The sequence below is a fragment of the Klebsiella sp. CN_Kp073 genome, from assembly GCF_040065495.2.
Classification (GTDB): domain Bacteria; phylum Pseudomonadota; class Gammaproteobacteria; order Enterobacterales; family Enterobacteriaceae; genus Klebsiella; species Klebsiella aerogenes.
Genome location: NZ_CM198051.1, coordinates 5,146,511 through 5,159,371 on the forward strand (window position 1 = coordinate 5,146,511; position 12,861 = coordinate 5,159,371).

Here is a 12,861-nt window from a genome sequence, read left to right on the forward strand (position 1 = left end):
TACCAGCCCGTCATTACGACGCACTGATTAATCTGTATCACGCTGAAAATCGTCTCAAATCGCCAAAACATCTTCGGCGTTGTAAGGTTAAGCCTCACGGTTCATTAGTATCGGTTAGCTCAACGTATCGCTACGCTTACACACCCGACCTATCAACGTCATCGTCTTTAACGTTCCTTCAGGAGACTTAAAGTCTCAGGGAGAACTCATCTCGGGGCAAGTTTCGTGCTTAGATGCTTTCAGCACTTATCTCTTCCGCATTTAGCTACCGGGCAATGCCATTGGCATGACAACCCGAACACCAGTGATGCGTCCACTCCGGTCCTCTCGTACTAGGAGCAGCCCCCCTCAATTCTCCAGCGCCCACGGCAGATAGGGACCGAACTGTCTCACGACGTTCTAAACCCAGCTCGCGTACCACTTTAAATGGCGAACAGCCATACCCTTGGGACCTACTTCAGCCCCAGGATGTGATGAGCCGACATCGAGGTGCCAAACACCGCCGTCGATATGAACTCTTGGGCGGTATCAGCCTGTTATCCCCGGAGTACCTTTTATCCGTTGAGCGATGGCCCTTCCATTCAGAACCACCGGATCACTATGACCTGCTTTCGCACCTGCTCGCGCCGTCACGCTCGCAGTCAAGCTAGCTTATGCCATTGCACTAACCTCCTGATGTCCGACCAGGATTAGCTAACCTTCGTGCTCCTCCGTTACTCTTTGGGAGGAGACCGCCCCAGTCAAACTACCCACCAGACACTGTCCGCAACCCCGATTAGGGGCCAACGTTAGAACATCAAACATTAAAGGGTGGTATTTCAAGGTTGGCTCCACGCAGACTGGCGTCCACGCTTCAAAGCCTCCCACCTATCCTACACATCAAGGCTCAATGTTCAGTGTCAAGCTATAGTAAAGGTTCACGGGGTCTTTCCGTCTTGCCGCGGGTACACTGCATCTTCACAGCGAGTTCAATTTCACTGAGTCTCGGGTGGAGACAGCCTGGCCATCATTACGCCATTCGTGCAGGTCGGAACTTACCCGACAAGGAATTTCGCTACCTTAGGACCGTTATAGTTACGGCCGCCGTTTACCGGGGCTTCGATCAAGAGCTTCTCCTTACGGATAACCCCATCAATTAACCTTCCGGCACCGGGCAGGCGTCACACCGTATACGTCCACTTTCGTGTTTGCACAGTGCTGTGTTTTTAATAAACAGTTGCAGCCAGCTGGTATCTTCGACTGATTTCAGCTCCACCCGCAGGGGCTTCACCTACATATCAGCGTGCCTTCTCCCGAAGTTACGGCACCATTTTGCCTAGTTCCTTCACCCGAGTTCTCTCAAGCGCCTTGGTATTCTCTACCTGACCACCTGTGTCGGTTTGGGGTACGATTTGATGTTACCTGATGCTTAGAGGCTTTTCCTGGAAGCAGGGCATTTGTTACTTCAGCACCGTAGTGCCTCGTCATCACACCTCAGCGTTAAAAGGTACCGGATTTACCTGGAACCTCCGCCTACATGCTTAAACCGGGACAACCGTCGCCCGGCTAACATAGCCTTCTCCGTCCCCCCTTCGCAGTAACACCAAGTACAGGAATATTAACCTGTTTCCCATCGACTACGCCTTTCGGCCTCGCCTTAGGGGTCGACTCACCCTGCCCCGATTAACGTTGGACAGGAACCCTTGGTCTTCCGGCGTGCGGGCTTTTCACCCGCATTATCGTTACTTATGTCAGCATTCGCACTTCTGATACCTCCAGCAACCCTCACAGGTCACCTTCGCAGGCTTACAGAACGCTCCCCTACCCAACAACACATAGTGTCGCTGCCGCAGCTTCGGTGCACAGTTTAGCCCCGTTACATCTTCCGCGCAGGCCGACTCGACCAGTGAGCTATTACGCTTTCTTTAAATGATGGCTGCTTCTAAGCCAACATCCTGGCTGTCTGTGCCTTCCCACATCGTTTCCCACTTAACTGTGACTTTGGGACCTTAGCTGGCGGTCTGGGTTGTTTCCCTCTTCACGACGGACGTTAGCACCCGCCGTGTGTCTCCCGTGATAACATTCTTCGGTATTCGTAGTTTGCATCGGGTTGGTAAGTCGGGATGACCCCCTAGCCGAAACAGTGCTCTACCCCCGAAGATGAGTTCACGAGGCGCTACCTAAATAGCTTTCGGGGAGAACCAGCTATCTCCCGGTTTGATTGGCCTTTCACCCCCAGCCACAAGTCATCCGCTAATTTTTCAACATTAGTCGGTTCGGTCCTCCAGTTAGTGTTACCCAACCTTCAACCTGCCCATGGCTAGATCACCGGGTTTCGGGTCTATACCCTGCAACTTAACGCCCAGTTAAGACTCGGTTTCCCTGCGGCTCCCCTATACGGTTAACCTTGCTACAGAATATAAGTCGCTGACCCATTATACAAAAGGTACGCAGTCACACCATAAAGGTGCTCCCACTGCTTGTACGTACACGGTTTCAGGTTCTTTTTCACTCCCCTCGCCGGGGTTCTTTTCGCCTTTCCCTCACGGTACTGGTTCACTATCGGTCAGTCAGGAGTATTTAGCCTTGGAGGATGGTCCCCCCATATTCAGACAGGATACCACGTGTCCCGCCCTACTCTTCGAGTTCACAGCCTGTGCATTTTGGTGTACGGGACTATCACCCTGTACCGTCGGACTTTCCAGACCGTTCCACTAACACACAAGCTGATTCAGACTCTGGGCTGCTCCCCGTTCGCTCGCCGCTACTGGGGGAATCTCGGTTGATTTCTTTTCCTCGGGGTACTTAGATGTTTCAGTTCCCCCGGTTCGCCTCGTTAACCTATGTATTCAGTTAACGATAGTGCAACGAATTGCACTGGGTTTCCCCATTCGGACATCGCCGGCTATAACGGTTCATATCACCTTACCGACGCTTTTCGCAGATTAGCACGTCCTTCATCGCCTCTGACTGCCAGGGCATCCACCGTGTACGCTTAGTCGCTTAACCTCACAACCCGAAGATGTTTCACTTCTGATTGCGAAAATTTGAGAGACTCGAACACACATTGACTGTGTGTCGTTTCAATTTTCAGCTTGATCCAGATTTTTAAAGAGCAAATATCTCAAACGTCACCCGAAGATGAGTTTTGAGATATGTCGGCGCGCGTCTTTCACTCACGAACCAGCAAGTGGCGTCCCCTAGGGGATTCGAACCCCTGTTACCGCCGTGAAAGGGCGGTGTCCTGGGCCTCTAGACGAAGGGGACACTGAAGTCTCAATCGCAAGACGCCTTGCTTCTCTACTTTCATCAGACAATCTGTGTGAGCACTACAAAGGCAGGTTCTTTAAGGTAAGGAGGTGATCCAACCGCAGGTTCCCCTACGGTTACCTTGTTACGACTTCACCCCAGTCATGAATCACAAAGTGGTAAGCGCCCTCCCGAAGGTTAAGCTACCTACTTCTTTTGCAACCCACTCCCATGGTGTGACGGGCGGTGTGTACAAGGCCCGGGAACGTATTCACCGTAGCATTCTGATCTACGATTACTAGCGATTCCGACTTCATGGAGTCGAGTTGCAGACTCCAATCCGGACTACGACATACTTTATGAGGTCCGCTTGCTCTCGCGAGGTCGCTTCTCTTTGTATATGCCATTGTAGCACGTGTGTAGCCCTACTCGTAAGGGCCATGATGACTTGACGTCATCCCCACCTTCCTCCAGTTTATCACTGGCAGTCTCCTTTGAGTTCCCGGCCGGACCGCTGGCAACAAAGGATAAGGGTTGCGCTCGTTGCGGGACTTAACCCAACATTTCACAACACGAGCTGACGACAGCCATGCAGCACCTGTCTCAGAGTTCCCGAAGGCACCAAAGCATCTCTGCTAAGTTCTCTGGATGTCAAGAGTAGGTAAGGTTCTTCGCGTTGCATCGAATTAAACCACATGCTCCACCGCTTGTGCGGGCCCCCGTCAATTCATTTGAGTTTTAACCTTGCGGCCGTACTCCCCAGGCGGTCGACTTAACGCGTTAGCTCCGGAAGCCACGCCTCAAGGGCACAACCTCCAAGTCGACATCGTTTACGGCGTGGACTACCAGGGTATCTAATCCTGTTTGCTCCCCACGCTTTCGCACCTGAGCGTCAGTCTTTGTCCAGGGGGCCGCCTTCGCCACCGGTATTCCTCCAGATCTCTACGCATTTCACCGCTACACCTGGAATTCTACCCCCCTCTACAAGACTCTAGCCTGCCAGTTTCGAATGCAGTTCCCAGGTTGAGCCCGGGGATTTCACATCCGACTTGACAGACCGCCTGCGTGCGCTTTACGCCCAGTAATTCCGATTAACGCTTGCACCCTCCGTATTACCGCGGCTGCTGGCACGGAGTTAGCCGGTGCTTCTTCTGCGAGTAACGTCAATCACTAAGGTTATTAACCTTAATGCCTTCCTCCTCGCTGAAAGTACTTTACAACCCGAAGGCCTTCTTCATACACGCGGCATGGCTGCATCAGGCTTGCGCCCATTGTGCAATATTCCCCACTGCTGCCTCCCGTAGGAGTCTGGACCGTGTCTCAGTTCCAGTGTGGCTGGTCATCCTCTCAGACCAGCTAGGGATCGTCGCCTAGGTGAGCCATTACCCCACCTACTAGCTAATCCCATCTGGGCACATCTGATGGCATGAGGCCCGAAGGTCCCCCACTTTGGTCTTGCGACGTTATGCGGTATTAGCTACCGTTTCCAGTAGTTATCCCCCTCCATCAGGCAGTTTCCCAGACATTACTCACCCGTCCGCCGCTCGTCACCCGAGAGCAAGCTCTCTGTGCTACCGCTCGACTTGCATGTGTTAGGCCTGCCGCCAGCGTTCAATCTGAGCCATGATCAAACTCTTCAATTTAAGTTTGATGCTCGTGAATTAAACTTCGTAATGAATTACGCATGTTCACTCAGAGACTTGGTATTCATTTTTCGTCCGAGGACGTTAAGAATCCATGTCACTTTGAGTGCCCACACAGATTGTCTGATAAATTGTTAAAGAGCAGTGCCGCTTCGTTTTTCGCTGCGGCGCGGGGTGTGCATATTACGCTTTCCCGCCTCAGAGTCAAGCATTTATTTTTGCTTTTCTCCGCGAGGTTCTCACCGGAACCCCGCTGACCCGGCGGCTTGTTTGCCGTTGTTCCGTGTCAGTGGTGGCGCATTATAGGGGGTAATTCTGAAGTGACAAGAGGAAATTCAAAAAAACTTTTCGTTCGCTCGATTTTCCACCATAACGCGAGTTTTACGCGCTATTTGCTCGTCATTTGCGCGATTTCTTGAGCGAATCTGGCCACCTGCGGCCAATCCGTATAAACCACTTCTTTACTGGTGTCCGTTTCTCCGCCGGTCATCTTCATAATTAAACGAATCATAAAGCGATCGTACCAGCGATAGCGCGGATAACGCAGCGCGCCGGCAAATACCGCGCAGCTCTGCGGCTGCCACGGCGAATTAAGGAGAAACTTGCGCGTATAGCTGTTGGTTTGCGGCGTCCGCTTTTCCGCTTTGCGCGCCACCAGGTTTACCGAGAAGAATGCTCCCGGCAACGCCTGCAGTGATGCCAGGTGCTTTTTCACAAAGCGGTCCAGCGCAGGATGGAAGTGCCCATAGCGTATAGAGGCGCCAATCACGACGCGATCGTAGTGATGCCACTCAACCGTGTCGGTACGGTTCAGGTTCACGGTATCCGCATCAATTCCCAGCTCCTTAAGTTCGGAGGCCAGGTAGGAGGCAATTTCACGGGTCTGCCCGTCACGGGTGGAGAAAAGAATTAAAGTTTTCACGAGCACTCCTGTTATTCGCGCCAGAAAGTGGGGGTAAAGAGCACCAATAAGGTGAACACTTCCAGACGACCAAACAGCATATTAGCAATCAGGATCCATTTCGCGACCGGGTTCATTGTCGCAAAGTTATCGGCAACGACCCCAAGCCCTGGCCCCAGGTTGTTCAACGTCGCCACAACTGAAGCAAAAGCAGAGAAGTCATCAACGCCGGTAGCGATAATAGCCAACATACTAATGATAAAGACCAGCGCATAGGCGGAGAAGAACCCCCATACGGCTTCCAGAATACGTTCCGGCAGCGCGCGGTTACCTAACTTAATGCTATAGACCGCGTTTGGATGCACCAGGCGTTTAAGTTCACGATTCCCCTGTTTAAACAGCAACAGAATACGAATGACCTTCAAACCACCGCCCGTTGACCCGGCGCAGCCGCCGATAAACGCAGAGCAAAGTAACAGCACAGGCAGGAACAACGGCCAGCGCGCAATACTGTCGGTGGTAAATCCAGCGGTCGTCGCCATCGACACCACCTGGAAGAACGCCTGGTTCAGCGTCGTTAACACCGAGCCGTAGACATTATGTAGCCACAATACCAGCGTACAGACGATAACCAGCGTTAGCTGAACACCGATAAACATTCTGAATTCCGGGTCACGCCAGTAAACCCGCAAACTGCGTCCACTTAATAGCGAAAAGTGCAGGCCATAGTTACAGCCGGAGATCAGCAGGAAGATGGCGATGATGGAGTTAATCATCGGGCTATTAAAGTAGCCGACGCTGGCATCGTGAGTTGAGAAGCCGCCGATAGCGATGGTCGCGAAGCTATGGCCGATCGCGTCGAATGCCGGCATCCCGGCGAACCATAGCGCCAATGCGCAGGCGACGGTTAATAAGACATAAATAAGCCACAGCGTTTTTGCCGTCTCGGCGATACGCGGGCGCATCTTATTGTCTTTCAACGGGCCCGGCATTTCCGCCCGGTAGAGCTGCATCCCCCCGACGCCGAGGATAGGCAAAATCGCCACCGCCAGCACGATGATCCCCATACCGCCGAACCACTGCAGCATCTGGCGATAGAACAGGATGGCATGAGGCAGTGAGTCCAGCCCCACCAGCGTCGTCGCGCCGGTAGTGGTTAAGCCGGAAAAGGATTCAAAAAAGGCATCCGTCACCGTCAGATTAGGCTGTTCAGCAAAGATAAACGGTAACGCACCGACGCTGCCCAGCACGGTCCAGAACAGCACGACAATCAGAAACCCTTCGCGGGATTTCAGTTCGCCTTTTTGCTTACGGTTCGGCCACCACAGCATGGAGCCGATCGCCAGGGCAACAAAGAAGGTTTGGGTGAAAGCTCGCCCCGCGCCATCGCGATATATCAGGGCCACTAATCCCGGGACAATCATCGTCCCCGAAAATAAGATGACCAACAGTCCAACGATTCGGGTTATCGCGCGAAAATGCATCTCTGGCGCTTCCTTTGGGTTACAAAAAAATCAGGTGGGGATTATTCGTCAATCTTCAGTAATTGCAATGAACCACGACTAAAATCAGCCAGTTTTGTCGAAAAAGAGGCCACTTCAGCTTGCGGAAGCGCGACACGCAGTTGCACAGACGCCTGATATTCGCTTTCCACAATAATGCCCGAGAACTGCGCCAGCAGCGCTTCTACCCCGGTTAGCTGTCCGTATTCACATTGCAAAGTATATGCGGTTAACGGCGTCTTGCGCTGCGTTTTCAACTGCGCAAGCGCCTGATGGACGCCGCCGCCATAGGCTTTCACCAGGCCGCCGGTACCCAGCAGAATACCACCGTAGTAGCGCACCACCACAGCGGTTATCTCGCCGACGCCGCTGCCCATCAGCTGCGCCAGCATGGGTTTACCTGCCGTTCCCGCCGGTTCGCCATCGTCAGAGAAACCCAGCTGCTGTGAATCATCAGGAGGCCCGGCAACCCATGCCACACAGTGGTGACGAGCGTCCGGGTGCTCAGCCCTGACCGATTCGACAAACGCTTTCGCCGCCGCCACGCCGTCGGTATGCGCCAACAGCGTGATGAAACGGCTCTTTTTGATCTCTTCAACAACGCTCACCGGCGCGGCCGGCACCAACCAACTTTCCATTACGCCAGTTTCAGGTCGCGCGTCATATTTTCGATACTGTTTTCGTGAACCACCACGTTATCTTCGATACGGATCCCGCCAAACGGCTTCATGGCTTCAATTTTCTGCCAGTTGAAGTGCTTGCTGAACTGCCCTTCACGCCATGGCGCCAACAGCGACTCAATAAAGTAGATGCCTGGTTCGATGGTCAACACCATACGCGGTTCAAGAATACGGGTGCAGCGCAGGTAAGGATACTTCGACGGCGCCGCCAGATGCGTACCGGTATCGTCCTGCATGAAACCGGCGACATCATGAACCTGCAGGCCCAGCGGATGACCAATCCCGTGCGGCATAAACGGCCCGGTCAGATCGTTTTCCACCATCGCCTCTTCGCTCATGCCGGTCACTAGCTGGTGTTTACGCAGCAGCTTTGCGATGCGCTGATGGAACTGAATATGGTAATCCACGTAGCTGGTGCCGGCCTTCATGGTGCTGATCAACGCCAGCTGTTCGTCGTTAACGTCTTTAATCAGCTGCGCGAAGTCGTTGTCGCTGTGACCTGCCCAGGTACGCGTCAGGTCCGCGGCATAGCCGTTGTACTCTGCGCCTGCATCCAACAGGAAGCTACGCATCTCGGTTGGCGCACGGTGATCCAGCTTGGTGTAATGCAATACGGCCGCATGCTCATTCAGCGCCACGATGTTGCTGTAAGGAACATCGGTATCGCGATGACCGGTCGCCGTCAGGTAAGCCTGATTAATATCGAACTCGCTCATCCCCGACTGGAAAGCTTCGTGGGCCGCGCGATGGCCGTTGACCGCCGATTTCTGCGCTTCACGCATACAAGCCAGCTCATAGTCGGTTTTGTAAGCGCGATAATAATGCAGATAGTCGATAACGCCTTTCGGGTTGATTTTGTCTGCCGCGATCTCCAGACCGATAGCACGCTCCGGCACCGGGCCGATATACGCAATATTGCCACGCGCCGCGGGCAGTTGACCACCAATGCCGTCGGCTTTCGGCAACGCAATAACGTCCACTTCTTCGGTCCAGAAAGAGGTCGGCAGCGGCTCAACGTTGTGCCAGTAATCGACCGGCAGATAGAACCACAGCTTCGGTTTATTCACGCCATCCACCAGCAGCCAGCAGTTTGGCACCTGGGTCACCGGCACCCACGCCTTAAATTGCGGGTTTACTTTAAACGGATACGGATGATCGTCGAGGAAGACATTAATCAGCTCGCCGGAGTGGATCAGCAGAGCATCCAGCTTGAAGCGGTCTAATACTTTGCGGGTACGTTCTTGTAGGGTAACGATATGATTTTTATAAAGCGCGGCCAGTGATTCCATCTTTTATCCTTTGCTTTTATTGGATCGTGATTCTCCGCATCTTAGCACATTGGTTCCAGGCCGGGTGATTTCTACCGGATGTGATCCGACCAGCAATTATTTAAAGAGTAATTTGCATTTTCTTAACATAAATTCCACACTCCGACTCATCTGGTATGACCAGATCATATTGCTGGATTCAGGAGACTGACATGCTCTACAAAGGCGACACCCTGTACCTCGACTGGCTGGAAGATGGCATTGCCGAACTGGTTTTCGACGCCCCCGGCTCGGTTAACAAGCTTGATACTGCAACCGTTGCCAGCCTCGGTCACGCGCTGGACGTACTCGAAAAACAACAAGATCTCAAAGGGCTGCTGCTGCGCTCTGAAAAAGCGGCCTTTATCGTCGGCGCCGATATCACCGAATTCCTTTCGCTATTCCTGGTGCCGGAAGAACAGTTGAGCCAGTGGCTGCACTTTGCCAATAGCGTCTTCAATCGCCTGGAAGATTTACCGGTTCCTACGCTGTCGGCGGTTAACGGCTATGCGCTGGGCGGCGGCTGCGAATGCGTGCTGGCGACCGACTATCGCCTCGCGACGCCGGATCTGCGCATCGGCCTGCCGGAAACCAAGTTGGGCATTATGCCTGGCTTCGGCGGTTCCGTACGTCTGCCGCGCCTGCTCGGCGCCGATAGCGCGCTGGAAATTATTGCCGCCGGTAAAGACGTCGGCGCCGATCAAGCGCTGAAAATTGGCCTCGTTGACGGCATTGTTGCCGCGGAAAAACTGCATCACGGCGCGCTGGCGATTCTGCGTCAGGCGATTAATGGCGATCTGGACTGGAAAGCCAAACGTCAGCCGAAACTGGAAGCGCTGAAGCTCAGCAAAATTGAAGCCGCCATGAGCTTTACTATTGCCAAAGGCATGGTCGCGCAAACCGCTGGAAAACATTATCCGGCGCCGATCACCGCGGTAAAAACCATCGAAGCCGCCGCGCGTCTTGGTCGTGACGACGCGCTGAAGCTGGAAAACCAAAGTTTTGTTCCGCTAGCGCACACTAATGAAGCGCGCGCGCTGGTCGGCATCTTCCTTAACGACCAGTACGTCAAAGCGAAAGCGAAAAAGCTGACTAAAGATGTCGAAACACCGAAGTACGCCGCCGTATTAGGCGCCGGCATTATGGGTGGCGGCATTGCTTATCAGTCAGCCTGGAAAGGCGTGCCGGTGGTGATGAAAGACATCAGCGACAAATCGCTGACCCTTGGCATGACCGAAGCGGCGAAGCTGCTGAATAAACAGCTGGAACGCGGAAAAATCGACGGCCTGAAGCTGGCCGGAGTGATTAGCACCATTCAGCCGACGCTGGAATATAGCGGTTTTGACCGCGTGGACGTCGTCGTTGAAGCGGTGGTGGAAAACCCGAAAGTGAAGAAAGCGGTACTGGCGGAAACCGAAGAGAAAGTGCGTCCGGACACCGTGCTGGCTTCCAACACCTCAACGATTCCTATCAGCGAGCTGGCCAGCGTTCTGCAGCGCCCGGAGAATTTCTGCGGTATGCACTTCTTTAACCCGGTACATCGCATGCCGCTGGTTGAAGTGATCCGCGGCGAGAAAACTTCGGATAAGACCATTGCCAAAGTCGTGGCCTGGGCCAGCAAAATGGGCAAAACGCCGATCGTGGTGAATGATTGTCCCGGCTTCTTCGTCAACCGCGTTCTGTTCCCCTACTTCGCAGGCTTCAGCCAGCTGCTGCGCGACGGCGCGGATTTCCGCAAAGTCGACAAAGTGATGGAAAAACAGTTTGGCTGGCCGATGGGCCCGGCCTATCTGCTGGATGTTGTCGGCATCGATACCGCGCACCATGCCCAGGCGGTCATGGCGGCGGGGTTCCCACAGCGAATGCAGAAAGATTATCGCGATGCGATCGACGCGCTGTTTGACGCCAACCGTTTCGGCCAGAAGAACGGCCTCGGTTTCTGGCGTTATAAAGAAGACAGTAAAGGCAAACCGAAAAAAGAAGAAGACACCGCGGTCGATAGTCTGCTGGCCGAAGTCAGCCAGCCGAAGCGCGATTTCAGCGATGAAGAAATTATCGCCCGCATGATGATCCCGATGGTTAACGAAGTTGTTCGTTGCCTGGAAGAAGGCATCATCGCCAGCCCGGCGGAAGCGGATATGGCGCTGGTATACGGCCTGGGCTTCCCTCCATTCCACGGCGGCGCATTCCGCTGGCTGGACACCATCGGCAGCGCAAAATATCTCGATATGGCGCAGCAATACCAGCACCTCGGCCCGCTTTATTCCGTGCCGGAGGGTCTGCGTAACAAGGCCCGTCATAACGAAGCGTATTATCCTCCAGTAGAACCAGCCCGTCCGGTTGGCGAACTGAAAACGGCTTAAGGAGTCACAATGGAACAGGTTGTCATTGTCGATGCAATTCGCACCCCGATGGGCCGTTCAAAGGGCGGCGCCTTTCGCAACGTGCGCGCGGAAGACCTCTCCGCACACCTGATGCGAAGCCTGCTTTCGCGTAACCCGTCCCTTGAGGCGAGCGCGATTGACGATATTTACTGGGGCTGCGTGCAACAAACGCTGGAGCAGGGTTTCAACATTGCCCGTAACGCCGCGCTGCTGGCGGAAATCCCGCACTCGGTACCAGCGACAACGGTTAACCGCCTGTGCGGTTCCTCCATGCAGGCGCTGCATGATGCCGCCCGTATGATCATGACCGGCGACGCCAGCGTCTGCCTGATTGGCGGCGTTGAGCACATGGGCCATGTACCAATGAGCCACGGTGTCGATTTCCATCCGGGCCTTAGCCGTAATGTGGCGAAAGCCGCCGGTATGATGGGGCTGACCGCGGAAATGCTGGCGCGTCTGCACGGCATTAGCCGCGAAATGCAGGATCAATTCGCCGCACGCTCTCACGCTCGCGCCTGGGCGGCGACGCAATCCGGAGCATTTAAAGCGGAGATCATCCCGACCGGCGGTCACGATGCCGATGGTGTGTTGAAATCCTTCAATTACGACGAAGTGATCCGTCCGGAAACCACCGTCGAAGCGCTGGCGGCGCTGAGACCGGCTTTCGATCCGGTGACCGGCACGGTAACGGCGGGCACCTCTTCCGCACTTTCCGACGGCGCGGCGGCGATGCTGCTGATGAGCGAAAGCCGCGCCCGTGAGCTGGGGCTGAAGCCACGCGCTCGCGTCCGCTCAATGGCGGTAGTCGGCTGCGACCCGTCCATTATGGGTTATGGCCCGGTTCCGGCTTCAAAGCTGGCGCTGAAAAAAGCGGGATTATCCACCAGCGATATCGACGTCTTTGAAATGAATGAAGCGTTTGCCGCGCAGATCCTGCCGTGTATTAAAGATCTGGGGTTAATGGAGCAGATTGACGAGAAGATCAACCTTAACGGCGGCGCGATCGCGCTCGGCCACCCGTTGGGCTGTTCCGGGGCGCGTATTAGCACCACCTTGATCAATCAGATGGAACGTAAAGACGCGCAGTTCGGTCTGGCAACCATGTGCATCGGTTTAGGCCAGGGGATCGCCACCGTATTTGAGCGGATGTAGGTAAAAAACTCGATGCCATTATTGCCTGCCAGCCAACAGGCAATAATGGATTAGAGGGGGTTTA

At 54.3% G+C, this 12,861-nt stretch carries 6 protein-coding genes, 1 tRNA gene and 2 rRNA genes; 2 read left to right on the forward strand and 7 right to left on the reverse strand.

Annotation, left to right across the window (positions count from 1 at the left end; all coding sequences use genetic code 11):
- Positions 1-83: 83 nt before the first annotated feature.
- From ABLV66_RS24705 to pepQ, 7 genes are all read right to left on the reverse strand, one after another.
- Positions 84-2,988: ribosomal RNA gene (locus ABLV66_RS24705) — 23S ribosomal RNA — on the reverse strand.
- A gap of 182 nt (positions 2,989-3,170) precedes the next feature.
- Positions 3,171-3,246 (reverse strand) — tRNA-Glu (locus tag ABLV66_RS24710).
- An 85-nt stretch (positions 3,247-3,331) separates the two neighbouring features.
- A 16S ribosomal RNA gene (locus ABLV66_RS24715) occupies positions 3,332-4,871 on the reverse strand.
- Together the 16S and 23S rRNA genes with 1 tRNA gene alongside form the textbook arrangement of a ribosomal RNA operon.
- A gap of 388 nt (positions 4,872-5,259) precedes the next feature.
- The gene (hemG, locus tag ABLV66_RS24720) at positions 5,260-5,793 is read right to left on the reverse strand and encodes a menaquinone-dependent protoporphyrinogen IX dehydrogenase (RefSeq protein WP_047066646.1); all 534 of its coding nucleotides are present in this window, start codon (positions 5,791-5,793) and stop codon (positions 5,260-5,262) included.
- An 11-nt stretch (positions 5,794-5,804) separates the two neighbouring features.
- Positions 5,805-7,256 carry a Trk system potassium transporter TrkH gene (gene trkH / locus ABLV66_RS24725; protein WP_015368834.1) on the reverse strand — a complete coding sequence of 484 codons (1,452 nt, stop codon included), beginning with the start codon at positions 7,254-7,256 and terminating at the stop codon, positions 5,805-5,807.
- A 41-nt stretch (positions 7,257-7,297) separates the two neighbouring features.
- Positions 7,298-7,912, reverse strand: coding sequence for an IMPACT family protein (locus ABLV66_RS24730; protein WP_348877226.1), 615 nt, complete (start codon positions 7,910-7,912; stop codon positions 7,298-7,300).
- Positions 7,912-9,243: a Xaa-Pro dipeptidase gene (gene pepQ / locus ABLV66_RS24735; protein ID WP_047045732.1), complete on the reverse strand. Its 1,332-nt coding sequence runs from the start codon at positions 9,241-9,243 to the stop codon at positions 7,912-7,914. Before pepQ ends, ABLV66_RS24730 begins: the two co-directional genes overlap by 1 nt.
- 191 nt (positions 9,244-9,434) lie before the next feature.
- Here pepQ and fadB point away from each other — a divergent pair, with 191 nt between their 5' ends.
- Positions 9,435-11,624, forward strand: coding sequence for a fatty acid oxidation complex subunit alpha FadB (gene fadB / locus ABLV66_RS24740; protein WP_348877225.1), 2,190 nt, complete (start codon positions 9,435-9,437; stop codon positions 11,622-11,624).
- A gap of 9 nt (positions 11,625-11,633) precedes the next feature.
- The gene (fadA, locus tag ABLV66_RS24745) at positions 11,634-12,797 is read left to right on the forward strand and encodes an acetyl-CoA C-acyltransferase FadA (RefSeq protein WP_015703998.1); all 1,164 of its coding nucleotides are present in this window, start codon (positions 11,634-11,636) and stop codon (positions 12,795-12,797) included.
- Positions 12,798-12,861: the final 64 nt, after the last annotated feature.

Coding starts and splice junctions, on each gene's coding strand:
- trkH (WP_015368834.1), bottom strand. CDS start 7,256: ATGCATTTTCGCGCGATAACCCGAATCGTTGGACTGTTGGTCATCTTA.
- ABLV66_RS24730 (WP_348877226.1), bottom strand. CDS start 7,912: ATGGAAAGTTGGTTGGTGCCGGCCGCGCCGGTGAGCGTTGTTGAAGAG.
- pepQ (WP_047045732.1), bottom strand. CDS start 9,243: ATGGAATCACTGGCCGCGCTTTATAAAAATCATATCGTTACCCTACAA.
- fadB (WP_348877225.1), top strand. CDS start 9,435: ATGCTCTACAAAGGCGACACCCTGTACCTCGACTGGCTGGAAGATGGC.
- fadA (WP_015703998.1), top strand. CDS start 11,634: ATGGAACAGGTTGTCATTGTCGATGCAATTCGCACCCCGATGGGCCGT.